The sequence below is a fragment of the Pseudomonas mandelii genome, assembly GCF_024138395.1.
GTDB classification, from domain to species: Bacteria; Pseudomonadota; Gammaproteobacteria; order Pseudomonadales; family Pseudomonadaceae; genus Aquipseudomonas; species Aquipseudomonas mandelii_E.
Genome location: NZ_JAMYDU010000005.1, coordinates 1 through 26,454 on the forward strand (window position 1 = coordinate 1; position 26,454 = coordinate 26,454).

Sequence of the window (26,454 nt, forward strand, 5' to 3'; positions counted from 1 at the left end):
TAGGTCATCGTCAAGATCAAATTCCGAAACCCCTATCTGCATCTGCAGGTAGGGGTTTTGTTTTGTCCGCAGGAAAATCTCGCTCGTAGGGGTTTCTATGCAACAGCCCGGGGCATGGCTATCATGCGGGCCTCATTGTGAGGCGAGACTTGCATGCTGACGTTGTTAAAGCTTCTTAAGGATGGTCGATTCCATTCGGGCCAAGCCCTGGGCGCTGCCTTGGGCGTCAGTCGTAGCGCTGTATGGAAGCAGCTTCAGCACTTGGAAGCTGAGCTCGGTTTGTCCATCCACAAAGTACGCGGTCGCGGCTATCAACTGGCTGCGCCGTTGACACTGCTTGATCCTGCGGAAATAAGCGCGCGGGCGCCTTCTTGTGAGTGGCCCATTCTAGTCTTCGACTCAATTGACTCCACCAACGCTGAAGCCTTACGCGCTATCGAGCGCGGCCAGCCTGCGCCCTTTCTGGTGCTCGCTGAGCGGCAAACGGCCGGTCGCGGACGACGCGGGCGCAAATGGGTGAGCCCATTTGCGGAGAACATCTATTACAGTCTCGTGCTGCGCATTGATGGCGGGATGCGGCAGTTGGAAGGCTTGAGTCTGGTTGTCGGGCTTGCCGTAATGCAAGCCTTGCGAGGGATTGGTATTTCAGGTGTGGGCTTGAAGTGGCCGAATGATGTTCTGGTGGGTCAGCAAAAGATTGCGGGAATACTGCTCGAATTAGTGGGGGATCCTGCTGATGTGTGTCACGTGGTGATCGGTGTCGGAATAAATGTGAACATGCAGATGACCGATGAGGTTGATCAGCAATGGACGTCCATGCGCCTCGAGTCGGGTAAGGCTGTTGATCGCAATCATCTGGTTGCGGAGCTAGGGTTGATGCTCCAGACCTATTTAAATCGCCACCAGACCGGCGGATTTCCGGCTATCCAGGCGGAGTGGGAGCAAAATCATCTATGGCAGGGCCGGGCGGTGTCGTTGATCGCCGGTGTTAATCAAATAGATGGCGAAGTCCTGGGTATCGATGGTCAGGGTGCCCTGCGCTTGAAGGTGAATGGTGTGGAGAAGATCTTTAGTGGTGGCGAGCTCAGCCTGAGGTTGCGTGATGATTCTTGAGCTCGATTGCGGAAACAGTTTCATCAAGTGGCGTGTACTCGGCGAGGATGTCCGGCGGGTAGTTGGCGAGGGGGTTGTTGATTCGGATCTCGCCTTGCTGGAGAGCTTGAAAGGGCTCGAGGGGCTCGCTCTCATACATTGTCGCTTAGTCAGTGTCAGAACCGCCGAAGAAACCAGTGCGCTGATTTCTCTGCTGACCGAGGCTTTCGGCGTTTCTGTGGTGTGCGCGGCACCGGCTCGCGAGATGTCCGGGGTTCGAAATGGCTATGAGGAGTTCGAGCGGCTAGGGCTTGATCGCTGGCTTGCAATGCTCGGAGGATTTCATCTAGCTTCGGGTGCTTGTCTGGTGCTCGACTTTGGTACGGCCGTTACGGCTGACTTTATTGCAGGGGATGGCGAGCATCTCGGAGGATTTATCTGTCCGGGGATGCCTTTGATGCGCAACCAGCTGCGTACCCATACCCGTAGAATTCGCTATGGAGATCTTGCTGCCGGGCGCGCTTTGGAGAGTCTTGTTCCTGGGCGTACAACCGTCGAGGCGGTCGAGCGAGGTTGTTTGCTGATGTTGAGAGGGTTTGTCCTGACTCAGCTTGAGTTGGCGCGCAGTTATTGGGGGGATGATTTCGCAGTCTTTCTGACTGGCGGGGATGCTGATCTGGTCTCCGAGATTGTGCCCGAAGCCAGGGTGGTTCCAGACCTGGTATTTGTAGGTTTGGCGATGGCGTGTCCCTTGTCCTGAGGTTTTTATGCGTTGGTTGTTTCTGCTGCTGCTTGTTCTTAATGTGTTCTATTACATCTGGCACCAACAAGAGGCTCCTCTGCGCGCAAAGGATGTAACCCCTTTGAGTTTGTATCGGGGGTCGCAGCAGGACATTCGCTTGTTGAGTGAAACGACTGACGCGGCTCGTGATAAAGGAAAGCCTGCCCAGGCAGATGATGGATGCCTCTATCTTGGCGGTTTTACTCGTCAGGAAGCGGCTCAGGCGGTCGAGCGGCGATTGAGTGGCATGGAAATCAAGTTCGAGTCCTTGCTGAGGCCCCCTGCCGAGTCTGATGGTTACTGGGTGCGTGTGGCACCAGAAAGCCGGCGTTTGCTGGGTGATTCACAGTTGCAAAACCTTTCTAAAGAATTCAATGAGTTAAAACATAAAATAATGCCGTGCGAGGGGGTTGCACCCGCCGAATAGTTTGCATAGAATGGCGCCCGCTTCGCAGTGAAGACCTTTAACGGTTGGCAGTGTGAAGCGAGGTCAACGCAGCTAACCTCAGGTTTTTAATGAGAAAATGCTTGACAGAAGGCTGGCATGATATAGAATGCCGGCTCGCTTAGGAGGGGTTCCCGAGCGGCCAAAGGGATCAGACTGTAAATCTGACGTCTACGACTTCGAAGGTTCGAATCCTTCCCCCTCCACCATTTTTAGCGAGAGCTGCAAGCTCCGCGGGTATAGTTTAGTGGTAGAACCTCAGCCTTCCAAGCTGATGATGCGGGTTCGATTCCCGCTACCCGCTCCAAGTTTGCAGGTCCTGCAAAGTGTTACGCTCTTGTAGCTCAGTTGGTAGAGCACACCCTTGGTAAGGGTGAGGTCAGCGGTTCAAATCCGCTCAAGAGCTCCATATAACAAGGCAGATATGAAAATATCTGCCTTTGTTTTAATGGCTGAGAGTACTTGCTTAATTCTTCTGCTAGGGGTGATTTCGATGGCTAAGGAAAAGTTCGAACGTAACAAGCCGCACGTCAACGTTGGAACCATTGGTCACGTAGACCATGGCAAAACGACCTTGACCGCCGCTCTGACCCGTGTCTGCTCCGAAGTATTCGGTTCGGCAAAGGTTGACTTCGACAAGATCGATAGCGCCCCAGAAGAAAAAGCTCGTGGCATCACCATTAACACTGCTCACGTTGAGTACGATTCGGCTGTGCGTCACTACGCGCACGTTGACTGTCCAGGTCACGCTGACTACGTAAAAAACATGATTACCGGTGCTGCGCAGATGGATGGTGCGATTCTGGTTTGCTCGGCCGCGGATGGTCCGATGCCGCAAACCCGTGAGCACATCCTGTTGTCCCGTCAGGTTGGCGTTCCATACATCGTGGTCTTCCTGAACAAGGCTGACATGGTTGATGATGCTGAGTTGCTGGAACTGGTTGAGATGGAAGTGCGCGATCTGCTGAGCACTTACGATTTCCCGGGTGACGACACTCCGATCATCATCGGTTCGGCGCTGATGGCGCTGAATGGTCAAGACGACAACGAGATGGGCACTACTGCCGTCAAGAAGTTGGTCGAGACCCTGGATAGCTATATTCCGCAGCCTGAGCGTGCTATTGATAAGCCGTTCCTGATGCCGATCGAGGATGTGTTCTCGATCTCCGGTCGCGGCACTGTTGTGACTGGTCGTGTTGAGCGTGGCATTGTCCGCATTCAGGAAGAAGTTGAGATTGTTGGTCTTCGTGACACTGTCAAAACTACTTGTACTGGTGTTGAGATGTTCCGCAAGCTGCTCGACGAAGGTCGTGCAGGCGAGAACTGCGGCGTTCTGCTGCGCGGTACCAAGCGTGATGATGTTGAGCGTGGCCAGGTTCTGGTCAAGCCTGGCACTGTCAAGCCGCATACCAAGTTCACTGCTGAGGTTTATGTTCTGAGCAAGGAAGAAGGTGGTCGTCATACGCCATTCTTCAAAGGCTACCGTCCACAGTTCTACTTTCGTACAACTGACGTGACTGGTAACTGCGAGCTGCCAGAAGGTGTTGAAATGGTGATGCCAGGTGACAACGTTCAGATGACCGTTACCCTGATCAAAACCATTGCGATGGAAGATGGCCTGCGTTTCGCTATCCGTGAGGGCGGTCGTACCGTCGGCGCTGGTGTCGTAGCAAAAGTCATCGAGTAAGTTGTTGTAATGTCTTTTTCGGGCCGGCATAATGGTCGGCCTGATTTTGTTTTAGGTCAGTAGCTCAATTGGCAGAGCGACGGTCTCCAAAACCGTAGGTTGGGGGTTCGATTCCCTCCTGACCTGCCAGATTCACTTGGTGTGTCTGGCTTTCTTTTCACAGGATCTTCATAGATGACTCCTAAAGCTGAAGCTCAAGGCTCTCGCTTCGATCTGCTCAAGTGGCTAGTAGTAGTCGCTTTGGTGGTTGTTGGCGTTGTTGGCAATCAGTATTACTCTGCTTCGCCGATCCTGTACCGCGTACTTGCTTTGCTTGTCATTGCTGCTGTAGCTGCCTTTGTAGGCCTGCAGACAGTCAAGGGCAAGTCTTTCTTTGTACTGGTGAAGGAAGCTCGCACCGAGATTCGTAAAGTCGTATGGCCAACTCGCCAAGAAACCACGCAGACCACACTGATTGTTGTGGCTGTTGTCCTGGTTATGGCGTTGCTGTTGTGGGGGCTTGATTCCCTGCTCGGCTGGCTTGTTTCCTTGATTGTCGGCTAAGGGTGTCCCGTGGCTAAGCGTTGGTACGTTGTGCATGCTTACTCCGGTTACGAGAAGCATGTCATGCGCTCGTTGGTAGAGCGCGTAAAGCTGGCTGGCATGGAAGATGGCTTTGGCGAAATTCTGGTTCCCACTGAAGAAGTGGTTGAAATGCGTAATGGCCAGAAACGCAAAAGCGAGCGCAAGTTCTTCCCAGGTTATGTGCTGGTCCAGATGGACATGAACGAGGGTACTTGGCACTTGGTCAAGGATACTCCTCGGGTGATGGGTTTCATTGGCGGTACCGCTGATAAGCCTGCACCGATCACGGATAAAGAGGCAGAAGCGATTCTGCGTCGCGTTGCTGATGGTAGCGACAAGCCGAAGCCGAAGACGTTGTTCGAGCCAGGCGAGTCGGTGCGTGTCAATGACGGACCGTTTGCTGATTTTACTGGCACGGTTGAAGAAGTTAACTACGAGAAGAGCCGGATCCAAGTGGCAGTGCTCATTTTCGGTCGCTCTACTCCGGTAGAGCTAGAGTTCAGCCAGGTCGAAAAGGTCTAGCTGAGCAAGCATCCCAACCCCGCAGCCCTAGGCTGTGGGGTTTTGTCGTCACTGGGATAAACGCGCAAGTAACCGGGGAGCCTTTCGAGGCGTTCGAACCCGTAATTGGAGTGCCTCATGGCCAAGAAGATTACCGCTTACATCAAGCTGCAAGTGAAGGCCGCTCAGGCTAACCCAAGCCCACCTGTTGGTCCTGCTCTGGGTCAGCACGGCGTGAATATCATGGAATTCTGCAAGGCTTTCAACGCCCGTACTCAGGGTATTGAGCCAGGTCTGCCGACTCCAGTGATCATCACTGTCTACAGCGACCGTAGCTTCACTTTCGAAACCAAATCCACACCTGCTTCGGTTCTTCTGAAGAAGGCTGCTGGTCTGACTAGCGGTTCCGCTCGTCCGAACACCGTTAAGGTTGGCACCGTGACCCGTGCTCAGCTGGAAGAAATCGCGAAAACCAAAAACGCGGATCTGACTGCAGCTGATATGGAAGCAGCCGTGCGTACTATCGCCGGTTCTGCTCGTAGCATGGGCCTTAACGTGGAGGGTGTGTAATGGCTAAGTTGACCAAGCGTCAAAAGGCTATCGCCGGCAAAATCGAAGCAGGCAAGTCCTACAACTTTGTAGACGCTGCTGCTCTGCTGGCTGAGCTGTCGACTGTCAAGTTCAGCGAGTCGTTCGACGTTGCTGTGAACCTGGGTGTTGACCCGCGTAAATCCGACCAGGTCGTTCGTAGCGCTACTGTGCTGCCACACGGCACTGGCAAGACTGTTCGCGTTGCTGTCTTCACCCAGGGTCCAGCTGCCGAGGCCGCTCTGGCTGCCGGCGCTGACCGTGTAGGTATGGACGACCTGGCTGCCGAAATGAAAGGCGGCGACCTGAACTATGACGTAGTTATCGCATCCCCGGATGCCATGCGCGTTGTTGGTCAGTTGGGTCAGATCCTGGGCCCACGCGGCCTCATGCCTAACCCTAAAGTCGGCACTGTAACTCCAGACGTAGCTACCGCGGTTAAAAACGCCAAGGCTGGTCAGGTTCGTTATCGCACCGACAAAAACGGCATCATCCACACCTCCGTTGGCAAAGTCGGCTTCGACGCCGTCAAGCTGAAGGAAAACGTTGAAGCCCTGATCGCTGATCTGAAGCGTATCAAGCCAGCTTCCTCGAAAGGTATTTACGTCAAGCGCGTTACCCTGAGCACCACCATGGGTCCAGGTCTGGTCATCGACCAAGGCTCGCTCGACGCGTAAGACACAGGTTGGCGCAAGCGATTGCGCCAATTGAAAGATTGGGGTCCCTGCCTGGCGGGGGCTATCCAAGACCGTAGGCGACGCAAGTCTTAAACCTCAAGCCTACGCAGATGGTGCTCCCGGTTCCTTACCGAATCAGACACCAAAACGACATCCGGCTTCGGTTGGATGAAACGGTAACAAGCAGGAGTTAAACCCGTGGCAATTAAACTCGAAGACAAGAAGGCCATCGTCGCTGAAGTCAACGAGGCTGCCAAAGTCGCTCTGTCCGCTGTCGTGGTTGATGCCCGTGGCGTAACAGTAGGCGCAATGACCGGACTCCGTAAAGAGGCTCGTGAAGCTGGCGTTTACGTACGTGTTGTACGTAACACCCTGCTCAAGCGCGCTGTTGCTGACACTGAATACAGTGTTCTCAATGACGTGTTCACCGGCCCGACCCTGATTGCATTCTCGAACGAACATCCGGGCGCTGCTGCCCGTATCTTCAAAGAGTTTGCCAAGGGTCAGGACAAGTTCGAGATCAAGGCAGCTGCGTTCGAGGGCAAGTTCCTCGCAGCTAATCAGATCGACGTACTGGCAACTCTGCCGACCCGTGACGAAGCAATTTCCCAGCTGATGAGCGTGATTCAAGGCGCTACCAGCAAATTGGCTCGTACTCTGGCGGCAATTCGCGACCAGAAAGAAGCTGCTGCAGCCTAAGGCTCGTCAACTTCTCGCGTTTTTTGTTTATTTCGATGGTCGCGTAGGCCGTCCCCCAATTCAGGAATTGAGTCATGTCTCTGACTAACGAACAAATCATCGAAGCAATCGGCCAGAAATCCGTAGTGGAAATCGTTGAGCTGATCAAATCGATGGAAGAAACCTTCGGTGTTACCGCTGCTGCTGCATCGGCTGGTCCAGCTGCTGCTGCCGCTGTTGTTGAAGAACAAACTGAATTCAACGTCATGCTGACCGAAGCTGGCGAGAAGAAAGTTAACGTGATCAAGGCAGTACGTGAACTGACCGGTCTGGGCCTGAAAGAAGCCAAGGCTGTAGTTGACGGCGCTCCTGGCATCGTTCTGGAAGCTGTTTCGAAAGACGCAGCTGACAAAGCAAAAGCCACTCTGGAAGAAGCAGGCGCTAAAGTCGAGCTGAAGTAAGCATCGACTTTGCACCTCCAGCCCGAGCGTTAAGCGAAAGGCTGATGGCTGGTGGCTCTTGCCACCGGCCTTTTTCCGTTATTGGCAGCCGACTGGGTCGGTGCTGGTAACGAGCTGTAACCACCCGATGCGGTGGCGCAAACCATGGGGTTTGCACGATTTTCTGGCTGCTCCCGTCGGGAGGGGCCAAACAAGCAGGTGACCAAGCTGGGGAACGCTGATGGCTTACTCATATACTGAGAAAAAACGTATCCGCAAGGACTTTAGCAAGTTGCCGGACGTCATGGATGTGCCGTATCTCCTGGCAATCCAGCTGGATTCGTATCGTGAATTCTTGCAGGCGGGAGCGACTAAAGATCAGTTCCGCGACGTGGGCCTGCATGCGGCCTTCAAATCCGTTTTCCCGATCATCAGCTACTCCGGCAATGCTGCGCTGGAGTACGTCGGTTATCGCCTGGGCGAACCGGCATTTGATGTCAAAGAATGCGTATTGCGCGGTGTGACTTACGCCGTACCTTTGCGGGTAAAAGTGCGCCTGATCATTTTCGACAAAGAATCGTCGAACAAAGCGATCAAGGACATCAAAGAGCAAGAAGTCTACATGGGTGAAATTCCCCTGATGACTGAGAACGGTACCTTCGTAATCAACGGTACCGAGCGTGTAATCGTTTCCCAGCTGCACCGTTCCCCGGGCGTGTTCTTCGACCACGATCGTGGCAAGACGCACAGCTCCGGCAAACTGCTGTACTCCGCGCGCATCATTCCTTACCGCGGTTCGTGGCTTGACTTCGAGTTCGACCCGAAAGACTGCGTGTTCGTGCGTATCGACCGTCGTCGCAAGCTGCCTGCATCGGTACTGCTGCGCGCGTTGGGCTATACCACTGAAGAAGTGCTGGACGCGTTCTACACCACCAACGTCTTCCACGTGCAAGGTGAAAACCTCAGCCTGGAACTGGTGCCTCAGCGCCTGCGTGGTGAAATTGCTGTCCTGGATATCCTGGATGACAAAGGCAAGGTTATTGTCGAGCAAGGTCGTCGTATTACTGCTCGCCACATCAACCAGTTGGAAAAAGCAGGGATCAAAGAGCTGCAAGTGCCTCTGGACTACGTCCTGGGTCGCACTACCGCCAAGGTCATCGTGCATCCGGCAACCGGCGAAATCCTGGCAGAGTGCAATACCGAGCTGAACACCGAGATCCTGGCAAAAATCGCCAAGTCTCAGGTTGTTCGCATCGAAACTCTGTACACCAACGATATCGACTGCGGTCCGTTCGTCTCCGACACTCTGAAGATCGACTCCACCAGCAACCAATTGGAAGCGCTGGTCGAGATCTATCGCATGATGCGTCCTGGCGAGCCGCCAACCAAAGACGCTGCCGAAACCCTGTTCAACAACCTGTTCTTCAGCCCTGAGCGCTATGACCTGTCTGCGGTCGGCCGGATGAAGTTCAACCGTCGTATCGGTCGTACCGAGATCGAAGGTTCGGGCGTGTTGTGCAAAGAAGACATCGTCGCGGTACTGAAGACTCTGGTCGACATCCGTAACGGTAAAGGCATCGTCGATGACATCGACCACCTGGGTAACCGTCGTGTTCGCTGCGTAGGCGAAATGGCCGAGAACCAGTTCCGCGTTGGCCTGGTACGTGTTGAGCGTGCGGTCAAAGAGCGTCTGTCGATGGCTGAAAGCGAAGGCCTGATGCCGCAAGACCTGATCAACGCCAAGCCAGTGGCTGCGGCGGTGAAAGAGTTCTTCGGTTCCAGCCAGCTTTCCCAGTTCATGGACCAGAACAACCCGCTGTCCGAGATCACCCACAAGCGTCGTGTCTCTGCACTCGGCCCTGGCGGTTTGACTCGTGAGCGTGCTGGCTTTGAAGTGCGTGACGTACACCCGACTCACTACGGTCGTGTATGCCCGATTGAAACGCCGGAAGGTCCGAACATCGGTCTGATCAACTCCTTGGCTGCCTATGCGCGCACCAACCAGTACGGCTTCCTCGAGAGCCCGTACCGTGTGGTGAAAGACGCTCTGGTCACCGACGAGATCGTCTTCCTGTCCGCCATCGAAGAAGCTGATCACGTGATCGCTCAGGCTTCGGCCACGATGAACGACAAGAAAGTCCTGATCGACGAGCTGGTAGCTGTTCGTCACTTGAACGAGTTCACCGTCAAGGCGCCGGAAGACGTCACCTTGATGGACGTATCGCCGAAGCAGGTAGTTTCGGTTGCAGCGTCGCTGATCCCGTTCCTCGAGCACGACGACGCCAACCGTGCGTTGATGGGTTCGAACATGCAGCGTCAAGCTGTACCAACCCTGCGCGCTGACAAGCCGCTGGTCGGTACCGGCATGGAGCGTAACGTAGCCCGTGACTCCGGCGTTTGCGTCGTGGCTCGTCGTGGTGGCGTGATCGACTCCGTCGACGCCAGCCGTATCGTGGTTCGTGTTGCTGATGATGAAGTTGAAACCGGCGAAGCTGGTGTCGACATCTACAACCTGACCAAGTACACACGCTCCAACCAGAACACCTGCATCAACCAGCGTCCGCTGGTGAGCAAGGGTGATCGGGTGCAGCGCAGCGACATCATGGCCGACGGTCCGTCCACCGATATGGGTGAGCTGGCTCTGGGTCAGAACATGCGCATCGCGTTCATGGCATGGAACGGCTTCAACTTCGAAGACTCCATCTGCCTGTCCGAGCGTGTTGTTCAGGAAGACCGTTTCACCACGATCCACATTCAGGAACTGACCTGTGTGGCGCGTGACACCAAGCTTGGGCCAGAGGAAATCACTGCAGACATCCCGAACGTGGGTGAAGCTGCACTGAACAAGCTGGACGAAGCCGGTATCGTTTACGTAGGTGCTGAAGTTGGCGCAGGCGACATCCTGGTTGGTAAGGTCACTCCGAAAGGCGAGACCCAACTGACTCCGGAAGAAAAACTGCTGCGTGCCATCTTCGGTGAAAAAGCCAGCGACGTTAAAGACACGTCCCTGCGTGTGCCTACCGGCACCAAGGGTACCGTCATCGACGTACAGGTCTTCACCCGTGACGGCGTTGAGCGTGATGCTCGTGCGCTGTCGATCGAGAAGACTCAACTCGACGAGATCCGCAAGGATCTGAACGAAGAGTTCCGTATCGTTGAAGGCGCCACTTTCGAACGTCTGCGTTCCGCTCTGGTCGGCCACAAAGCCGAAGGCGGCGCCGGTCTGAAGAAAGGTCAGGAAATCACCGACGAAGTTCTCGATGGTCTTGAGCATGGCCAGTGGTTCAAACTGCGCATGGCTGAAGATGCTCTGAACGAGCAGCTCGAGAAGGCTCAGGCCTACATCGTTGATCGCCGCCGTCTGCTGGACGACAAGTTCGAAGACAAGAAGCGCAAACTGCAGCAGGGCGATGACCTGGCTCCGGGCGTGCTGAAAATCGTCAAGGTTTACCTGGCAATCCGTCGTCGCATCCAGCCGGGCGACAAGATGGCCGGTCGTCACGGTAACAAAGGTGTGGTCTCCGTGATCATGCCGGTTGAAGACATGCCGCACGATGCCAATGGCACCCCGGTCGACGTCGTCCTCAACCCGTTGGGCGTACCTTCGCGTATGAACGTTGGTCAGATCCTTGAAACCCACCTGGGCCTCGCGGCCAAAGGTCTGGGCGAGAAGATCAATCGGATGGTCGAAGAGCAGCGTAAAGTTGCTGAGCTTCGCACCTTCCTGGACGAGATCTACAACCAGATCGGCGGTCGTAACGAAGATCTGGATAGCTTCTCCGACCAGGAAATCCTGGATCTGGCGAAGAACCTGCGTGGCGGCGTACCAATGGCCACTCCAGTGTTCGACGGCGCCAAGGAAAGCGAAATCAAGGCCATGCTGAAACTGGCAGACCTGCCAGAAAGCGGCCAGATGCAGCTGACCGACGGCCGTACCGGCAACAAGTTCGAGCGCCCGGTTACTGTTGGCTACATGTACATGCTGAAGCTGAACCACTTGGTAGACGACAAGATGCACGCTCGTTCTACCGGTTCGTACAGCCTGGTTACCCAGCAGCCGCTGGGTGGTAAGGCACAGTTCGGTGGTCAGCGTTTCGGGGAGATGGAGGTCTGGGCACTGGAAGCATACGGTGCTGCTTACACTCTGCAAGAAATGCTCACAGTGAAGTCGGACGATGTGAACGGCCGGACCAAGATGTACAAAAACATCGTGGACGGCGATCACCGTATGGAGCCGGGCATGCCCGAGTCTTTCAACGTGTTGATCAAGGAAATTCGTTCCCTCGGCATCGATATCGATCTGGAAACCGAATAACACGTGACGCGAATCGAGAGCGGGGCAGGATTGCCCGCTCTCTGCTCCGCCAGGAGGAAAGGCCTTGAAAGACCTACTGAATTTGCTGAAAAACCAGGGTCAAGTCGAAGAGTTCGACGCCATCCGTATTGGATTGGCATCGCCTGAGATGATCCGTTCGTGGTCGTTCGGTGAAGTTAAAAAGCCGGAAACCATCAACTACCGTACGTTCAAACCTGAGCGTGACGGCCTGTTCTGCGCCAAGATCTTTGGCCCGGTAAAGGATTACGAGTGCCTGTGCGGTAAGTACAAGCGCTTGAAGCACCGTGGTGTGATCTGCGAGAAGTGCGGCGTTGAAGTCGCGCTGGCAAAAGTTCGTCGTGAGCGCATGGCGCACATCGAACTGGCCTCGCCAGTTGCCCACATCTGGTTCCTGAAATCGCTGCCATCGCGTATCGGCCTGCTGATGGACATGACCCTGCGTGATATCGAACGCGTTCTCTACTTCGAGAGCTATGTCGTTATCGATCCAGGCATGACCACCCTTGAAAAAGGTCAGCTGCTCAACGACGAGCAATACTTCGAAGCGCTGGAAGAGTTCGGCGACGATTTCGATGCCCGCATGGGTGCCGAAGCTGTCCGCGAACTGCTGCACGCTATCGACCTGGAACACGAGATTGGCCGCCTGCGTGAAGAAATTCCGCAAACCAACTCCGAAACCAAGATCAAGAAGCTGTCCAAGCGTCTGAAGTTGATGGAAGCCTTCCAGGGTTCCGGCAACCTGCCAGAGTGGATGGTGCTGACCGTTCTGCCGGTTCTGCCGCCAGATCTGCGTCCACTCGTCCCGCTGGATGGCGGTCGCTTCGCGACTTCCGATCTCAACGATCTGTATCGTCGAGTGATCAACCGTAACAACCGCTTGAAGCGTCTGCTCGATCTGTCCGCTCCGGACATCATTGTGCGCAACGAAAAGCGTATGTTGCAGGAAGCTGTCGACGCACTGCTCGACAACGGTCGTCGTGGTCGCGCTATCACCGGTTCCAACAAGCGTCCTCTGAAATCCCTGGCTGACATGATCAAGGGTAAGCAGGGTCGTTTCCGTCAGAACTTGCTCGGTAAGCGTGTTGACTACTCCGGTCGTTCGGTAATTACCGTTGGCCCGACCCTGCGTCTGCACCAGTGCGGTCTGCCAAAGAAGATGGCTCTCGAGCTGTTCAAGCCGTTCATTTTCGGCAAGCTGGAAATGCGTGGTCTTGCTACCACCATCAAAGCTGCCAAGAAGATGGTCGAGCGCGAGCTGCCAGAGGTTTGGGACGTTCTCGCTGAAGTGATTCGCGAACACCCGGTTCTCCTCAACCGTGCACCGACCCTTCACCGTCTGGGTATCCAGGCGTTTGAACCGGTACTGATCGAAGGCAAGGCTATCCAGCTGCACCCTTTGGTCTGTGCTGCGTACAACGCCGACTTCGACGGCGACCAAATGGCCGTGCACGTACCGCTGACACTGGAAGCCCAGTTGGAAGCGCGTGCGTTGATGATGTCGACCAACAACATTCTGTCGCCCGCCAACGGTGAGCCAATCATCGTTCCGTCGCAGGACGTTGTATTGGGTCTGTACTACATGACTCGTGAAGCGATCAACGCCAAGGGCGAAGGTCGTGTGTTCGCGGATCTGCAGGAAGTTGACCGTGTGTTCCGTGCCGGCGAAGCCGCACTGCACGCCAAAGTCAAAGTGCGGATCAACGAAACCGTCAACGATCGTGATGGTGGCAGCGTCAAGAACACCCGTATTGTCGACACTACTGTCGGCCGTGCGCTGTTGTTCCAGGTTGTCCCACCTGGCCTGTCGTACGACGTCGTCAACCAGCCGATGAAGAAAAAGGCGATCTCCAAGCTGATCAACCAGTGCTACCGCGTGGTTGGTTTGAAAGAGACCGTGATCTTCGCTGACCAGTTGATGTACACCGGTTTTGCTTATTCGACCATCTCCGGCGTTTCCATCGGTGTTAACGATTTCGTTATCCCGGATGAAAAAGCCCGCATCATCGGTGCAGCCACCGACGAAGTGAAAGAGATCGAAAGTCAGTACGCCTCCGGCCTGGTAACCCAGGGCGAGAAGTACAACAAAGTAATCGACCTTTGGTCCAAGGCGAACGACGAAGTTTCCAAGGCGATGATGGCCAACCTCTCGAAAGAGAAAGTCATCGACCGTCATGGCGTCGAAGTCGACCAAGAGTCTTTCAACTCGATGTACATGATGGCCGACTCGGGCGCACGGGGTTCTGCTGCGCAGATCCGTCAGCTCGCCGGTATGCGTGGCCTGATGGCCAAGCCGGACGGTTCCATCATCGAAACGCCGATTACTGCGAACTTCCGTGAAGGTTTGAGCGTACTTCAGTACTTCATCTCCACTCACGGTGCTCGTAAAGGTTTGGCGGATACCGCGTTGAAAACTGCGAACTCCGGTTACCTGACTCGTCGTCTGGTAGACGTGGCGCAGGATCTGGTTGTGACCGAGATTGATTGCGGCACCGAACATGGCCTGGTAATGACTCCGCACATTGAAGGCGGTGACGTTGTTGAGCCGTTGGGTGAGCGCGTGTTGGGTCGTGTCATTGCCCGTGACGTATTCAAGCCAGGTACCGAGGAAATTATCGTTCCTGCCGGCACTCTGGTAGATGAGAAGTGGGTCGAGTTCATCGAGCTGAACAGCATCGACGAAGTGATCGTGCGTTCGCCGATCAGCTGCGAAACCCGCTACGGCATTTGCGCCAAGTGCTACGGCCGTGACTTGGCTCGTGGTCACCAGGTGAACATCGGTGAAGCGGTCGGCGTTATCGCTGCTCAGTCCATCGGTGAGCCGGGTACCCAGCTGACCATGCGTACGTTCCACATCGGTGGTGCGGCAAGCCGGACCTCCGCAGCCGACAGCGTTCAGGTGAAGAATGGCGGCACCGTCCGTCTGCATAACCTCAAGCACGTTGAGCGAGTGGATGGTTGCCTGGTTGCTGTGTCCCGTTCCGGTGAGCTGGCGATCGCTGATGACTTCGGTCGTGAGCGCGAGCGTTACAAGCTGCCGTACGGTGCTGTGATTTCGGTTAAAGAAGGTGACAAGGTCGACGCTGGCGCAATCGTGGCCAAGTGGGATCCGCACACTCACCCAATCGTTACCGAAATGAAAGGTACCGTGACCTACGTGGGCATGGAAGAAGGCATCACGATCAAGCGTCAGACTGACGAATTGACCGGTATGACCAACATTGAAGTACTCGACGCCAAAGACCGTCCAGCTGCCGGTAAAGATATCCGTCCTGCTGTGAAGATGGTTGATGACAACGGCAAGGATCTCTTGCTGCCGGGTACCGACGTAATCGCTCAGTACTTCCTGCCTGCCAACGCCCTGGTCGGTGTAGCGGACGGTGCGAAAATCGCGATCGGTGATGTTATCGCTCGTATTCCGCAAGAGACTTCGAAGACCCGTGACATCACCGGTGGTCTGCCGCGTGTTGCCGACTTGTTCGAAGCCCGTCGTCCGAAAGAAGCCTCGATTCTGGCTGAAGTCAGCGGCACCATCGCGTTCGGTAAAGAGACCAAAGGCAAGCGCCGTCTGGTTATCACCCCGAACGACGGTAGCGATCCGTACGAAGAGCTGATTCCGAAGTGGCGTCACCTGAACGTCTTCGAAGGCGAACAGGTAAACCGCGGCGAAGTTATCTCCGACGGTCCGAGCGATCCACACGACATCCTGCGTCTGCTGGGTGTGAGTGCGCTGGCCAAGTACATCGTGAACGAGATCCAGGACGTTTACCGTCTGCAAGGCGTGAAGATCAACGATAAGCACATCGAGACCATCCTGCGTCAGATGCTGCGTAAAGTTGAAATCGCTGAATCCGGCGATTCCAGTTTCATCAAGGGCGACCAGATGGAATTGACTCACGTTCTGGTAGAGAACGAGCGTCTGGCTGGCGACGAGAAGTTCGTTTCCAAGTTCACTCGCGTACTGCTGGGTATCACCAAGGCGTCGTTGTCCACCGAATCGTTCATCTCGGCGGCTTCCTTCCAGGAAACCACTCGCGTACTGACCGAAGCGGCGGTAACCGGCAAGCGCGATTACCTGCGCGGCCTGAAAGAAAACGTAGTCGTGGGTCGTTTGATCCCGGCGGGTACCGGTCTGGCTTACCACAGCGAGCGCAAGCGCCGCCGTGATGCTGACAAGCCGTTGCGCGTAAGCGCCAGTGAAGTGGAAGCTGCACTGACCGAAGCGCTGAACTCAAGCGGTAACTGAGTTCTGCGATAAATGAGCGTAAGGCCCTGGCCGTTCCGTTCATCGAATCGAGACAATTTGTCGAGGTTGGATGAGCGGGGAGGTCGGGGCCTTGCCTTGACTGGGGGCAAGATCCTCTTTAGACTCTTGTACCCCTAAATTTGGCGGGAATTCGTTCCTGCCATTTTGCTTTTCTTGCAAGACAATAGCGTCGCAAGACAACAGTGGAGCTAGTAGATGGCAACTATCAACCAGCTGGTACGTCAGCCGCGTAAGCGTATCGTCGAGAAATCCGACGTGCCTGCGCTGCAGAACTGCCCGCAACGTCGTGGCGTATGCACCCGTGTGTATACCACCACGCCGAAAAAACCTAACTCGGCACTGCGTAAAGTATGCCGTGTGCGTCTGACCAACGGTTTCGAGGTTTCCTCGTACATCGGCGGTGAAGGCCACAACCTGCAAGAACACAGCGTGGTACTGATCCGCGGCGGTCGTGTAAAAGACTTGCCAGGTGTTCGTTACCACACCGTACGCGGTTCTTTGGATACTTCCGGTGTTAAAGGTCGTAACCAGGGTCGTTCGAAGTACGGTACCAAGAAGCCTAAGTAGTAGTGGCTTTTTGTAAAAACTGATTTTCTATTTTTCTGAGTCGATAAGAGTAAGGTCGGAGGCGTCCCGAAAGGGCACCGATTCCGAGCGAACCTGAAGACCGTTTGAGGGCTTATCCATGCCAAGAAGACGCGTAGCAGCCAAGCGCGAAGTGCTTGACGATCCAAAATACGGCAGCCAGATCCTGGCCAAGTTCATGAACCACGTAATGGAAAGCGGCAAGAAAGCCGTTGCCGAGCGTATCGTTTATGGCGCGCTGGAAAAGGTTAAAGAACGCAAGAACAGCGATCCCCTGGAAATCTTCGAGAAAGCTCTCGACGCCATCGCTCCGCTGGTCGAAGTGAAGTCGCGCCGTGTAGGCGGTGCTACTTACCAGGTTCCGGTCGAAGTTCGTCCGTCCCGTCGTAACGCTCTGGCAATGCGCTGGTTGGTAGACTTCGCCCGTAAGCGCGGCGAGAAGTCTATGGCTCTGCGTTTGGCTGGCGAACTGTTGGACGCTGCCGAAGGCAAAGGTGCTGCAGTTAAGAAGCGTGAAGACGTGCACCGTATGGCTGAAGCCAACAAGGCTTTCTCGCACTACCGCTTCTAATTTTAGCGTCACTAATTTTGCGAGGGCTTTATGGCTCGTACTACACCGATTAACCGCTACCGTAACATTGGTATCGTTGCTCACGTGGATGCTGGTAAAACCACCACCACCGAGCGCGTCCTTTTTTACACTGGCAAAAGTCACAAAATGGGCGAGGTGCATGACGGCGCCGCGACCACAGACTGGATGGTGCAGGAGCAGGAGCGTGGTATTACCATTACTTCTGCTGCCATTACCGCCTTCTGGCAGGGTTCCGAGAAGCAGCACAAGGACCAATACCGCTTCAACGTCATCGACACCCCGGGCCACGTTGACTTCACTATTGAAGTTGAGCGTTCCCTGCGTGTTCTCGATGGCGCGGTCGTTGTGTTCTGCGGCACCTCGGGCGTTGAGCCTCAGTCGGAAACCGTATGGCGTCAAGCCAACAAATACGGCGTTCCACGTCTTGTTTACGTAAACAAGATGGACCGTGCTGGTGCCAACTTCCTGCGCGTGATCGGTCAGATCAAGCAGCGTCTGGGTCATACTCCGGTGCCAATCCAGTTGGCCATCGGTTCCGAAGACAACTTCCAGGGTCAGATCGATCTGCTGTCCATGGAAGCTGTTTACTGGAATGACGCTGACAAAGGCATGACTCCACGTCGCGAGCCTATCCCTGCTGAACTGCAGGAATTGGCTGACGAGTGGCGCGGCAACATGGTTGAGGCTGCGGCCGAAGCCAGCGAAGAGCTGATGAACAAGTACCTCGAGGGTGAAGAACTCACCAACGCGGAAATCAAGGCCGCTCTGCGTCAGCGTACTATCGCTGGTGAGATCGTTCTGGCTGTTTGCGGTTCTTCCTTCAAGAACAAGGGTGTTCCCCTGGTTCTCGACGCCGTGATCGACTACCTGCCTGCTCCTACCGACATTCCTGCCATCAAGGGTACTGACCCGGATGACGAGACCAAGGAAATGGAGCGTCACGCAGACGACAGCGAGCCGTTCTCGGCTCTGGCGTTCAAGATCGCTACCGACCCATTCGTGGGTACCTTGACCTTTGTTCGAGTTTACTCGGGCGTGTTGGCCTCCGGCGACGGCGTGATCAACTCGGTTAAAGGCAAGAAAGAGCGCGTGGGTCGTATGGTGCAAATGCACGCAAACGCCCGTGAAGAAATCAAGGAAGTGCGCGCTGGTGACATCGCGGCCTTGATCGGCATGAAGGACGTCACCACTGGTGAAACTTTGTGCAACGCTGACAAGCCAATCATCCTGGTTCGCATGGACTTCCCGGAGCCGGTTATTTCGGTTGCCGTAGAGCCTAAGACCAAGGATGACCAGGAAAAAATGGGTATCGCTCTGGGCAAACTTGCTCAGGAAGATCCATCTTTCCGCGTCAAGACTGATGAAGAGACTGGTCAGACGATCATCTCCGGCATGGGCGAGTTGCACCTGGACATCCTGGTTGACCGGATGCGCCGTGAGTTCAACGTCGAAGCCAACATCGGCAAGCCTCAGGTTTCCTATCGTGAGCGCATCACGAAGAACTGTGAAATCGAAGGTAAGTTCGTTCGTCAATCCGGCGGTCGTGGCCAGTTCGGTCACTGCTGGATTCGTTTTGCTCCTGCTGACGAAGGTCAGGAAGGTCTGCAATTCGTGAACGAAGTGGTAGGTGGTGTGGTTCCTAAGGAATACATCCCGGCTATCCAGAAGGGTATCGAAGAGCAGATGAAGAACGGCGTTGTTGCCGGCTATCCGCTGATCGGCCTGAAGGCTACCGTGTTCGATGGTTCCTACCACGACGTCGACTCCAACGAGATGGCGTTTAAGGTGGCTGCTTCCATGGCTACCAAGCAACTGGCCCAGAAGGGCGGTGGTGAGTTGCTTGAGCCGATCATGGCAGTAGAGGTTGTTACGCCTGAAGACTATATGGGTGACGTGATGGGCGACCTTAACCGTCGTCGCGGCATGATCCTGGGTATGGAAGACACGGTCTCCGGCAAAGTGATTCGCGCCGAAGTTCCGCTGGGTGAGATGTTCGGTTACGCAACCGACGTCCGTTCCATGTCCCAGGGGCGCGCAAGCTACTCTATGGAATTCAAAAAATACAATACGGCTCCGTCGCACATCGTCGAAACCGTTACCAAAAAACAAGGCTGATTCAGCCCCTTTAGGCTAGGAGTTAATTGTCGTGGCTAAAGAAAAATTTGACCGTACCCTCCCGCACGTCAACGTTGGCACCATTGGTCACGTCGACCACGGTAAAACCACGCTGACCGCTGCTCTGACTCGCGTCTGCTCCGAAGTTTTCGGTTCGGCCGTTGTTGCTTTCGACAAAATCGACAGCGCTCCGGAAGAAAAGGCTCGTGGTATCACCATCAACACCGCGCACGTTGAATACAACTCGCTGATCCGTCACTACGCTCACGTTGACTGCCCAGGTCACGCTGACTATGTGAAGAACATGATCACCGGTGCTGCTCAGATGGACGGCGCTATTCTGGTTTGCTCGGCCGCTGATGGTCCGATGCCACAAACCCGTGAGCACATCCTGCTGTCCCGTCAGGTTGGCGTTCCGTACATCGTTGTCTTCCTGAACAAGGCTGACATGGTTGACGACGCTGAGCTGCTGGAGCTGGTTGAGATGGAAGTGCGCGATCTGCTGAGCACTTACGACTTCCCGGGCGACGACACTCCGATCATCATCGGTTCGGCTCTGATGGCTCTGAACGGCCAAGACGACAACGAAATGGGCACCACTGCCGTTCGTAAACTGGTTGAGACTCTGGATAGCTACATTCCGGATCCAGTCCGTGTTATCGACAAGCCGTTCCTGATGCCAATCGAAGACGTATTCTCGATCTCCGGTCGCGGTACTGTTGTAACTGGTCGTATCGAGCGCGGTATCGTCAAGGTTCAGGATCCACTGGAAATCGTTGGTCTGCGTGACACTACCGTCACCACCTGCACCGGTGTTGAAATGTTCCGTAAGCTGCTCGACGAAGGTCGTGCTGGCGAGAACTGCGGCGTTCTGCTGCGTGGTACCAAGCGTGACGACGTTGAGCGTGGCCAGGTTCTGGTTAAGCCAGGTTCGGTTAAGCCGCACACCAAGTTCGAAGCTGAAGTCTACGTTCTGAGCAAGGAAGAAGGCGGTCGTCACACTCCGTTCTTCAAAGGCTACCGTCCACAGTTCTACTTCCGTACAACTGACGTGACTGGTAACTGCGAGCTGCCGGAAGGCGTTGAAATGGTAATGCCAGGCGACAACATCAAAATGGTTGTCACCCTGATCAAGACCATCGCAATGGAAGACGGTCTGCGTTTCGCTATCCGTGAAGGCGGTCGTACCGTCGGCGCTGGCGTCGTAGCCAAAATCATCGAGTAAGCTCTTTTTGAGTAAGCTTCGATGAGTTGAAAAAGCCTCCGCTTAGCGGGGGCTTTTTTATTGGGTTGACACCTATATGGGGCGTCTATAGAATTGCGCCTCCTTTTAACGGGCGTATTGCGCTCGGTGGGAATAGCAGCCGGAGTCTGAAATCCAATGCAAAATCAGCAAATCCGTATCAGGTTGAAGGCTTTTGACCATCGCCTGATCGACCAATCCACCCAGGAAATCGTGGAAACCGCGAAACGTACTGGTGCTCAAGTGCGTGGTCCAATTCCACTGCCTACCCGTAAAGAGCGGTTCACCGTTCTGGTCTCCCCGCACGTCAACAAAGACGCGCGTGACCAGTACGAGATCCGTACTCATAAGCGCGTTCTGGACATCGTCCAGCCAACGGATAAAACCGTTGATGCACTTATGAAGCTTGATCTTGCGGCCGGTGTGGAAGTGCAGATCAGCCTCGGCTAAGACTCGGTCTTAGTCGTGTAACGCTCTGAAATGGGCGGCCATAGCGGGTGAAAGCCCCGTACACTCATGAGGTTTACAACATGACTATTGGTGTAGTCGGTCGTAAATGCGGTATGACCCGTATTTTCACCGAAGAAGGTGTCTCCATTCCGGTCACGGTCATTGAGATCGAGCCGAATCGCGTCACCCAGTTCAAAACTGAAGAGACCGATGGCTATCGTGCAGTGCAAGTCACTGTAGGCGAGCGTCGTGCTTCGCGTGTTACAGCTGCTCAGGCTGGCCACTTCGCTAAAGCGAACGTTGCCGCTGGTCGTACCGTAATGGAATTCCGCCTTGAAGAAGGCGAGTACCAGGCCGGCGATCTGATCAACGCTGAAATCTTCGCTGCTGGTCAACTGGTTGATGTAACCGGTCAGTCCAAAGGTAAAGGCTTCCAGGGTACGATCAAGCGTTGGAACTTCCGCGGGCAAGATAATACCCACGGTAACTCCGTGTCCCACCGCGTTCCAGGCTCTATCGGCCAGTGCCAGACTCCTGGTCGTGTATTCAAGGGCAAAAAAATGTCCGGTCATATGGGCGCTGAGCGCGTGACCGTGCAGTCCCTCGAAGTAGTGCGCGTGGACGCTGAACGCAATCTGTTGTTGGTCAAGGGTGCTGTTCCTGGCGCTACTGGCGGCAACTTGGTTGTACGTCCAGCAGCCAAGGCTCGCGGTTAAGGGGAAGCTGACATGCAATTAAATGTAAATGACGCTCAAGCGATCGAAGTTTCCGAACTGACATTTGGCGGCGAATTCAACGAGACGCTGGTTCACCAAGCAGTCGTGGCCTACATGGCCGGCGGCCGTCAAGGTAGCAAGCAGCAAAAGACCCGTTCCGACGTTCGTGGTGGCGGTAAGCGCCCATGGCGTCAGAAAGGTACTGGCCGTGCTCGTGCCGGTACTATCCGTAGCCCAATCTGGCGTGGCGGCGGTACCACTTTCGCAGCTCGTCCTCAGGATCACACCCAGAAGCTGAACAAGAAGATGTATCGCGCAGCAATGCGTTCCATCCTTGCTGAGCTGGTGCGTACTGATCGTCTGGTTGTGGTTCAGGACTTCGCTGTTGATGCACCGAAGACCAAAGATCTGCTGAACAAACTGACCGGCATGGGCCTGACTGATGTCTTGATCGTGTCTGAAGTGGTTGATCAGAACCTGTACCTGGCTGCTCGCAACCTGCCACACGTTGATGTACGTGACGTGCAAGGTTCCGATCCAGTTAGTCTGATCGCATACGACAAGGTGTTGATCACCGTGTCGGCCGTGAAGAAATTCGAGGAGCTGCTGGGATGAACCAGGAACGCGTATTTAAAGTTCTGCTCGGCCCGCACGTTTCCGAGAAGGCTACGGTTCTGGCTGACAAGAAAGGCCAGTTCGTTTTCAAGGTTGCGACCGACGCAACCAAGCTGGAAATCAAGAAGGCCGTCGAAAGCCTGTTCAGCGTGAAAGTAGAGCGTGTTACTACCCTGAATGTTCTGGGTAAGAGCAAGCGCACTGCTCGCGGTCTGGGCAAGCGTAATGACTGGAAGAAGGCAGTTATCTCCCTTCAGCCAGGCCAAGATCTCGATTTCAGCAGCAGTGCTGAGTAAGGAAGGGGTGCATCATGGCAATCGTTAAATGCAAACCGACTTCCCCTGGCCGCCGTTTTGTGGTCAAGGTGGTCAACCAGGAGCTGCATAAAGGCGCTCCTCACGCACCGCTGCTCGAGAAAAAATCGAAGTCTGGTGGTCGTAACAACAATGGTCGTATTACCACTCGTCACATCGGTGGTGGCCATAAGCAGCATTATCGTCTGGTCGATTTCCGTCGCAATGACAAAGATGGCATCTCCGCCACTGTCGAGCGTATCGAATACGATCCAAACCGTACTGCTCACATCGCTCTGCTGCTGTACGCAGATGGCGAGCGTCGCTACATCATCGCCCCTAAAGGCGTGAGTGCTGGTGACCAGCTGATCGCAGGTGCTTTGGCGCCGATCAAGCCGGGCAACGCTCTGCAACTGCGTAACATTCCAGTTGGTAGCACCGTACACGGCATCGAATTGAAGCCAGGTAAAGGCGCACAAATCGCTCGTTCCGCTGGTGCTTCGGCTCAGCTGATCGCTCGTGAAGGTGTCTATGTGACCCTGCGTTTGCGTTCTGGTGAGATGCGTAAAGTGCTGGCTGAATGCCGCGCGACCTTGGGTGAAGTCTCGAACTCCGAGCACAGCCTGCGTTCGCTGGGTAAAGCTGGTGCCAAACGCTGGCGTGGCGTTCGCCCAACCGTTCGTGGTGTTGCCATGAACCCGGTTGACCACCCACATGGTGGTGGTGAAGGTCGTACCTCTGGTGGTCGTCATCCGGTATCGCCATGGGGCTTCCCGACTAAGGGCGCGAAGACTCGTGGTAATAAGCGTACCGACAAAATGATCGTCCGTCGTCGCAAGTAAATAGAGGGATACGACAGTGCCACGTTCTCTGAAAAAAGGTCCTTTTATTGATCTTCACCTACTGAAGAAGATCGAAGTGGCGGCGGAAAAGAACGATCGCAAACCAGTTAAAACCTGGTCGCGTCGTTCGATGATCCTGCCACAAATGGTCGGTCTGACCATCGCAGTGCATAACGGTCGTCAACATGTTCCAGTTCTCGTGAACGAAGACATGGTCGGCCACAAACTGGGCGAGTTTGCCGGTACCCGCACATATCGTGGGCACGTGGCAGACAAGAAAGCCAAGCGTTAAGGGGTAAGGAACGATGGAAGTAGCCGCTAAGTTGTCGGGCGCTCGAATCTCCGCCCAGAAAGCCCGCTTGGTCGCCGACCAGATCCGCGGGAAGAAGGTGGGCGAAGCGCTCAACCTGTTGGCTTTCAGCAGTAAGAAAGCCGCCGAGATCATGAAGAAAGTGCTGGAGTCGGCCGTAGCCAACGCCGAGCATAACGAAGGCGCAGACGTTGATGACCTGAAGGTCAGCACCGTTTTCGTCAACGAAGGGCGTTCGCTGAAGCGAATCATGCCACGTGCCAAAGGCCGTGCTGATCGCATCGTCAAGCGGTCTTGCCATATCACTGTCAAGGTTGCTGACAAGTAACGGAGTCGAAGAGATGGGTCAGAAAGTACATCCCATTGGCATTCGCCTGGGAATCGTCAAGGAGCACACCTCCGTCTGGTACGCAGACGGTCGGACTTATGCGGACTATTTGTTCGCTGATCTGAAGGTGCGTGAGTATCTCCAAGACAAACTAAAAAGCGCGTCCGTAAGCCGTATCGATATCCATCGTCCGGCTCAGACTGCACGTATCACCATCCACACCGCTCGTCCAGGTATCGTTATCGGGAAGAAAGGTGAAGATGTTGAGAAACTGCGTCAGGACCTGACCAAGCAAATGGGTGTGCCTGTGCACATCAATATCGAAGAGATCCGCAAGCCGGAGCTCGACGGTATGCTGGTTGCGCAGAGCGTAGCTCAGCAGCTGGAGCGTCGCGTAATGTTCCGTCGCGCTATGAAGCGCGCTGTTCAGAACGCCATGCGCATTGGTGCCAAAGGCATCAAAATCCAAGTGAGCGGTCGTCTCGGCGGTGCTGAAATCGCACGTACTGAATGGTATCGCGAAGGTCGTGTGCCACTGCACACCCTGCGTGCCGACATCGACTATGCCAACTACGAAGCTCACACCACTTATGGTGTGATCGGTGTAAAGGTTTGGATCTTCAAAGGCGAAGTAATTGGTGGTCGCCAAGAAGAGCTGAAACCACAAGCACCAGCGCCTCGTAAAAAAGCTGCTAAGTAAGGGGTACGCCAAATGTTGCAACCAAAGCGTACGAAGTTCCGCAAGCAGATGACAGGCCACAACCGTGGTCTGGCTCAGCGCGGTAGCAAAGTCAGCTTCGGCGAGTTCGCGCTGAAGTCTGTAGCTCGTGGTCGTCTCACCGCTCGTCAGATCGAGTCAGCGCGTCGTGCTCTGACCCGTCACGTTAAACGTGGCGGCAAGATCTGGATCCGTGTATTCCCGGACAAGCCTATTTCCAAAAAGCCACTCGAAGTTCGGATGGGTAAAGGTAAGGGTAGTGTGGAGTACTGGGTTGCCCAGATTCAGCCAGGCAAAGTCCTGTATGAAATCGAGGGTGTTTCTGAAGAGCTGGCGCGTGAGGCTTTTGCCCTGGCTGCTGCAAAGCTGCCGCTCGCCACCGCCTTTGTTAAACGGACGGTGATGTGATGAAAGCGAATGAACTTCGTGAAAAATCCGCACAGCAGCTGAACGAGCAACTGCTCGGCTTGCTGCGCGACCAGTTCAATCTGCGTATGCAGAAAGCAACTGGCCAGTTGGGGCAGTCTCATCTGCTCTCGCAAGTTAAGCGTGACATCGCTCGCGTGAAGACTGTGCTCAACCAGCAGGCAGGTAAGTAATCATGGCTGAAGCCGAAAAAACTGTCCGTACGCTGACTGGCCGTGTTGTCAGCGACAAGATGGACAAAACCATCACCGTTCTGATCGAGCGTCGCGTTAAGCACCCGATCTACGGTAAATACGTTAAGCGTTCGACTAAGCTGCACGCGCACGACGAAACCAATCAGTGCCACATCGGCGACAAAGTCACTATTCGTGAAACTCGTCCTTTGGCCAAGACCAAGTCTTGGGCGCTGGTTGATGTTCTCGAACGCGCTGTGGAAGTCTAAGGACTAGGGGTCGGAGAAATTATATGATTCAGACTCAATCCATGCTCGATGTGGCCGATAACAGCGGCGCTCGCCGTGTTATGTGCATCAAGGTGCTGGGTGGCTCCCATCGTCGTTACGCTGGTATCGGTGACATCATCAAAGTTACCGTGAAGGAAGCAATTCCTCGCGGTAAAGTGAAAAAAGGCCAAGTGATGACTGCTGTAGTAGTCCGCACTCGTCACGGCGTTCGCCGTGCTGATGGCTCCATTATCCGCTTTGATGGCAACGCTGCTGTTCTTCTGAACAACAAGCAAGAGCCGATCGGCACCCGTATCTTTGGGCCAGTGACCCGTGAACTTCGTACTGAGAAGTTCATGAAGATCGTCTCGCTCGCCCCAGAAGTGCTGTAAGGAGATCCGACATGCAAAAGATTCGTCGTGACGACGAGATCATCGTGATCGCCGGCAAAGACAAAGGTAAGCGCGGTAAGGTGCTTAAGGTTCTCGCTAACAACCGTTTGGTTATTGGCGGTCTGAACCTGGTTAAGCGTCATACCAAGCCTAACCCGATGTCGGGCGTGCAGGGCGGTATCGTCGAAAAAGAAGCTCCGCTGGATGCTTCTAACGTCGCCATTTTCAACGGCGAAACCAACAAGGCTGACCGCGTTGGTTTTAAAGTAGAAGACGGCAAGAAAATTCGTGTCTTCAAGTCGACCCAAAAAGCGGTTGATGCTTGAACACTGCT

29 protein-coding genes and 4 tRNA genes are annotated in these 26,454 nt (G+C 54.9%); all 33 read left to right on the forward strand.

Translation table 11 applies throughout. The features are described 5' to 3' along the window. Positions 1-153 precede the first annotated feature (153 nt). Complete coding sequence (gene birA, locus NHU87_RS10425; protein ID WP_253548085.1) at positions 154-1,113, forward strand: bifunctional biotin--[acetyl-CoA-carboxylase] ligase/biotin operon repressor BirA; 960 nt, start codon at positions 154-156, stop codon at positions 1,111-1,113. After that, positions 1,103-1,852, forward strand: a complete 750-nt coding sequence (locus NHU87_RS10430; RefSeq protein ID WP_253548087.1) for a pantothenate kinase — start codon at positions 1,103-1,105, stop codon at positions 1,850-1,852. Before birA ends, NHU87_RS10430 begins: the two co-directional genes overlap by 11 nt. A 7-nt stretch (positions 1,853-1,859) precedes the next feature. After that, on the forward strand, positions 1,860-2,300 hold the full coding sequence (locus NHU87_RS10435; RefSeq protein WP_253548089.1) for a hypothetical protein: 441 nt from the start codon (positions 1,860-1,862) through the stop codon (positions 2,298-2,300). Between the two features lie 142 nt (positions 2,301-2,442). Beyond that, positions 2,443-2,527, forward strand: a tRNA-Tyr gene (locus NHU87_RS10440). 24 nt (positions 2,528-2,551) lie between these two features. After that, a tRNA-Gly gene (locus NHU87_RS10445) sits at positions 2,552-2,625 on the forward strand. Between the two features lie 26 nt (positions 2,626-2,651). Continuing rightward, positions 2,652-2,727 (forward strand) — tRNA-Thr (locus tag NHU87_RS10450). An 84-nt stretch (positions 2,728-2,811) separates the two neighbouring features. Continuing rightward, positions 2,812-4,005 carry an elongation factor Tu gene (gene tuf, locus NHU87_RS10455; RefSeq protein ID WP_007896619.1) on the forward strand — a complete coding sequence of 398 codons (1,194 nt, stop codon included), beginning with the start codon at positions 2,812-2,814 and terminating at the stop codon, positions 4,003-4,005. A gap of 53 nt (positions 4,006-4,058) precedes the next feature. Continuing rightward, a tRNA-Trp gene (locus NHU87_RS10460) sits at positions 4,059-4,134 on the forward strand. A gap of 45 nt (positions 4,135-4,179) precedes the next feature. Further along, complete coding sequence (gene secE, locus NHU87_RS10465; protein ID WP_007896620.1) at positions 4,180-4,548, forward strand: preprotein translocase subunit SecE; 369 nt, start codon at positions 4,180-4,182, stop codon at positions 4,546-4,548. 9 nt (positions 4,549-4,557) lie between these two features. Further along, positions 4,558-5,091 (forward strand): transcription termination/antitermination protein NusG, encoded by a 534-nt coding sequence (gene nusG / locus NHU87_RS10470; protein ID WP_007896622.1) that lies wholly within the window; start codon positions 4,558-4,560, stop codon positions 5,089-5,091. A 117-nt stretch (positions 5,092-5,208) separates the two neighbouring features. Next, complete coding sequence (gene rplK, locus NHU87_RS10475; protein WP_008008888.1) at positions 5,209-5,640, forward strand: 50S ribosomal protein L11; 432 nt, start codon at positions 5,209-5,211, stop codon at positions 5,638-5,640. Further along, positions 5,640-6,335 carry a 50S ribosomal protein L1 gene (rplA, locus tag NHU87_RS10480; RefSeq protein WP_007896626.1) on the forward strand — a complete coding sequence of 232 codons (696 nt, stop codon included), beginning with the start codon at positions 5,640-5,642 and terminating at the stop codon, positions 6,333-6,335. Before rplK ends, rplA begins: the two co-directional genes overlap by 1 nt. Before the next feature lie 198 nt (positions 6,336-6,533). Then, on the forward strand, positions 6,534-7,034 hold the full coding sequence (gene rplJ, locus NHU87_RS10485) for a 50S ribosomal protein L10 (RefSeq protein WP_038981297.1): 501 nt from the start codon (positions 6,534-6,536) through the stop codon (positions 7,032-7,034). 74 nt (positions 7,035-7,108) lie between these two features. Next, positions 7,109-7,474 carry a 50S ribosomal protein L7/L12 gene (rplL, locus tag NHU87_RS10490; RefSeq protein WP_038981298.1) on the forward strand — a complete coding sequence of 122 codons (366 nt, stop codon included), beginning with the start codon at positions 7,109-7,111 and terminating at the stop codon, positions 7,472-7,474. A gap of 220 nt (positions 7,475-7,694) precedes the next feature. Further along, positions 7,695-11,768, forward strand: a complete 4,074-nt coding sequence (rpoB, locus tag NHU87_RS10495; RefSeq protein ID WP_038981299.1) for a DNA-directed RNA polymerase subunit beta — start codon at positions 7,695-7,697, stop codon at positions 11,766-11,768. A 64-nt stretch (positions 11,769-11,832) separates the two neighbouring features. Next, the gene (gene rpoC, locus NHU87_RS10500; protein WP_007896632.1) at positions 11,833-16,032 is read left to right on the forward strand and encodes a DNA-directed RNA polymerase subunit beta'; all 4,200 of its coding nucleotides are present in this window, start codon (positions 11,833-11,835) and stop codon (positions 16,030-16,032) included. A gap of 216 nt (positions 16,033-16,248) precedes the next feature. Further along, positions 16,249-16,620, forward strand: a complete 372-nt coding sequence (rpsL, locus tag NHU87_RS10505) for a 30S ribosomal protein S12 (RefSeq protein ID WP_002555494.1) — start codon at positions 16,249-16,251, stop codon at positions 16,618-16,620. Between the two features lie 118 nt (positions 16,621-16,738). After that, positions 16,739-17,209, forward strand: a complete 471-nt coding sequence (gene rpsG, locus NHU87_RS10510) for a 30S ribosomal protein S7 (protein ID WP_002555493.1) — start codon at positions 16,739-16,741, stop codon at positions 17,207-17,209. A 30-nt stretch (positions 17,210-17,239) separates the two neighbouring features. Further along, the gene (gene fusA / locus NHU87_RS10515; protein ID WP_253548091.1) at positions 17,240-19,345 is read left to right on the forward strand and encodes an elongation factor G; all 2,106 of its coding nucleotides are present in this window, start codon (positions 17,240-17,242) and stop codon (positions 19,343-19,345) included. Positions 19,346-19,376: 31 nt separating this feature from the next. Further along, complete coding sequence (gene tuf, locus NHU87_RS10520; RefSeq protein WP_007896660.1) at positions 19,377-20,570, forward strand: elongation factor Tu; 1,194 nt, start codon at positions 19,377-19,379, stop codon at positions 20,568-20,570. 156 nt (positions 20,571-20,726) lie between these two features. Continuing rightward, complete coding sequence (rpsJ, locus tag NHU87_RS10525; RefSeq protein WP_003186070.1) at positions 20,727-21,038, forward strand: 30S ribosomal protein S10; 312 nt, start codon at positions 20,727-20,729, stop codon at positions 21,036-21,038. Positions 21,039-21,118: 80 nt separating this feature from the next. After that, complete coding sequence (rplC, locus tag NHU87_RS10530; RefSeq protein ID WP_003186059.1) at positions 21,119-21,754, forward strand: 50S ribosomal protein L3; 636 nt, start codon at positions 21,119-21,121, stop codon at positions 21,752-21,754. 12 nt (positions 21,755-21,766) lie between these two features. Continuing rightward, positions 21,767-22,369, forward strand: a complete 603-nt coding sequence (gene rplD, locus NHU87_RS10535; RefSeq protein ID WP_007896707.1) for a 50S ribosomal protein L4 — start codon at positions 21,767-21,769, stop codon at positions 22,367-22,369. Then, a complete protein-coding gene (gene rplW / locus NHU87_RS10540) occupies positions 22,366-22,665 on the forward strand; it encodes a 50S ribosomal protein L23 (RefSeq protein WP_002555488.1) in 300 nt (99 codons plus the stop codon). Before rplD ends, rplW begins: the two co-directional genes overlap by 4 nt. A 14-nt stretch (positions 22,666-22,679) precedes the next feature. Further along, positions 22,680-23,504 carry a 50S ribosomal protein L2 gene (gene rplB / locus NHU87_RS10545; protein ID WP_008053874.1) on the forward strand — a complete coding sequence of 275 codons (825 nt, stop codon included), beginning with the start codon at positions 22,680-22,682 and terminating at the stop codon, positions 23,502-23,504. Between the two features lie 16 nt (positions 23,505-23,520). Next, positions 23,521-23,796, forward strand: coding sequence for a 30S ribosomal protein S19 (gene rpsS, locus NHU87_RS10550; RefSeq protein WP_002555486.1), 276 nt, complete (start codon positions 23,521-23,523; stop codon positions 23,794-23,796). Between the two features lie 13 nt (positions 23,797-23,809). Continuing rightward, entirely contained in the window at positions 23,810-24,142 is a 333-nt protein-coding gene (gene rplV / locus NHU87_RS10555; RefSeq protein ID WP_003103908.1) for a 50S ribosomal protein L22, read from the forward strand. A gap of 13 nt (positions 24,143-24,155) precedes the next feature. Beyond that, on the forward strand, positions 24,156-24,842 hold the full coding sequence (gene rpsC, locus NHU87_RS10560; RefSeq protein WP_003176422.1) for a 30S ribosomal protein S3: 687 nt from the start codon (positions 24,156-24,158) through the stop codon (positions 24,840-24,842). A gap of 12 nt (positions 24,843-24,854) precedes the next feature. Further along, positions 24,855-25,268, forward strand: a complete 414-nt coding sequence (gene rplP / locus NHU87_RS10565) for a 50S ribosomal protein L16 (RefSeq protein ID WP_007896757.1) — start codon at positions 24,855-24,857, stop codon at positions 25,266-25,268. Next, positions 25,268-25,459, forward strand: a complete 192-nt coding sequence (gene rpmC, locus NHU87_RS10570; protein ID WP_002555481.1) for a 50S ribosomal protein L29 — start codon at positions 25,268-25,270, stop codon at positions 25,457-25,459. Before rplP ends, rpmC begins: the two co-directional genes overlap by 1 nt. A 2-nt stretch (positions 25,460-25,461) precedes the next feature. Further along, positions 25,462-25,728 carry a 30S ribosomal protein S17 gene (gene rpsQ / locus NHU87_RS10575; RefSeq protein ID WP_003176419.1) on the forward strand — a complete coding sequence of 89 codons (267 nt, stop codon included), beginning with the start codon at positions 25,462-25,464 and terminating at the stop codon, positions 25,726-25,728. 23 nt (positions 25,729-25,751) lie between these two features. Next, positions 25,752-26,120, forward strand: a complete 369-nt coding sequence (gene rplN, locus NHU87_RS10580) for a 50S ribosomal protein L14 (RefSeq protein ID WP_002555479.1) — start codon at positions 25,752-25,754, stop codon at positions 26,118-26,120. 11 nt (positions 26,121-26,131) lie between these two features. Continuing rightward, a complete protein-coding gene (gene rplX / locus NHU87_RS10585; protein WP_003176416.1) occupies positions 26,132-26,446 on the forward strand; it encodes a 50S ribosomal protein L24 in 315 nt (104 codons plus the stop codon). Positions 26,447-26,454: the final 8 nt, after the last annotated feature.

Coding starts and splice junctions, on each gene's coding strand:
- birA (WP_253548085.1), top strand. CDS start 154: ATGCTGACGTTGTTAAAGCTTCTTAAGGATGGTCGATTCCATTCGGGC.
- NHU87_RS10430 (WP_253548087.1), top strand. CDS start 1,103: ATGATTCTTGAGCTCGATTGCGGAAACAGTTTCATCAAGTGGCGTGTA.
- NHU87_RS10435 (WP_253548089.1), top strand. CDS start 1,860: ATGCGTTGGTTGTTTCTGCTGCTGCTTGTTCTTAATGTGTTCTATTAC.
- tuf (WP_007896619.1), top strand. CDS start 2,812: ATGGCTAAGGAAAAGTTCGAACGTAACAAGCCGCACGTCAACGTTGGA.
- secE (WP_007896620.1), top strand. CDS start 4,180: ATGACTCCTAAAGCTGAAGCTCAAGGCTCTCGCTTCGATCTGCTCAAG.
- rplK (WP_008008888.1), top strand. CDS start 5,209: ATGGCCAAGAAGATTACCGCTTACATCAAGCTGCAAGTGAAGGCCGCT.
- rplA (WP_007896626.1), top strand. CDS start 5,640: ATGGCTAAGTTGACCAAGCGTCAAAAGGCTATCGCCGGCAAAATCGAA.
- rplL (WP_038981298.1), top strand. CDS start 7,109: ATGTCTCTGACTAACGAACAAATCATCGAAGCAATCGGCCAGAAATCC.
- rpoB (WP_038981299.1), top strand. CDS start 7,695: ATGGCTTACTCATATACTGAGAAAAAACGTATCCGCAAGGACTTTAGC.
- rpsL (WP_002555494.1), top strand. CDS start 16,249: ATGGCAACTATCAACCAGCTGGTACGTCAGCCGCGTAAGCGTATCGTC.
- rpsG (WP_002555493.1), top strand. CDS start 16,739: ATGCCAAGAAGACGCGTAGCAGCCAAGCGCGAAGTGCTTGACGATCCA.
- fusA (WP_253548091.1), top strand. CDS start 17,240: ATGGCTCGTACTACACCGATTAACCGCTACCGTAACATTGGTATCGTT.
- rpsJ (WP_003186070.1), top strand. CDS start 20,727: ATGCAAAATCAGCAAATCCGTATCAGGTTGAAGGCTTTTGACCATCGC.
- rplC (WP_003186059.1), top strand. CDS start 21,119: ATGACTATTGGTGTAGTCGGTCGTAAATGCGGTATGACCCGTATTTTC.
- rplD (WP_007896707.1), top strand. CDS start 21,767: ATGCAATTAAATGTAAATGACGCTCAAGCGATCGAAGTTTCCGAACTG.
- rplW (WP_002555488.1), top strand. CDS start 22,366: ATGAACCAGGAACGCGTATTTAAAGTTCTGCTCGGCCCGCACGTTTCC.
- rplB (WP_008053874.1), top strand. CDS start 22,680: ATGGCAATCGTTAAATGCAAACCGACTTCCCCTGGCCGCCGTTTTGTG.
- rplV (WP_003103908.1), top strand. CDS start 23,810: ATGGAAGTAGCCGCTAAGTTGTCGGGCGCTCGAATCTCCGCCCAGAAA.
- rpsC (WP_003176422.1), top strand. CDS start 24,156: ATGGGTCAGAAAGTACATCCCATTGGCATTCGCCTGGGAATCGTCAAG.
- rplP (WP_007896757.1), top strand. CDS start 24,855: ATGTTGCAACCAAAGCGTACGAAGTTCCGCAAGCAGATGACAGGCCAC.
- rpmC (WP_002555481.1), top strand. CDS start 25,268: ATGAAAGCGAATGAACTTCGTGAAAAATCCGCACAGCAGCTGAACGAG.
- rpsQ (WP_003176419.1), top strand. CDS start 25,462: ATGGCTGAAGCCGAAAAAACTGTCCGTACGCTGACTGGCCGTGTTGTC.
- rplN (WP_002555479.1), top strand. CDS start 25,752: ATGATTCAGACTCAATCCATGCTCGATGTGGCCGATAACAGCGGCGCT.
- rplX (WP_003176416.1), top strand. CDS start 26,132: ATGCAAAAGATTCGTCGTGACGACGAGATCATCGTGATCGCCGGCAAA.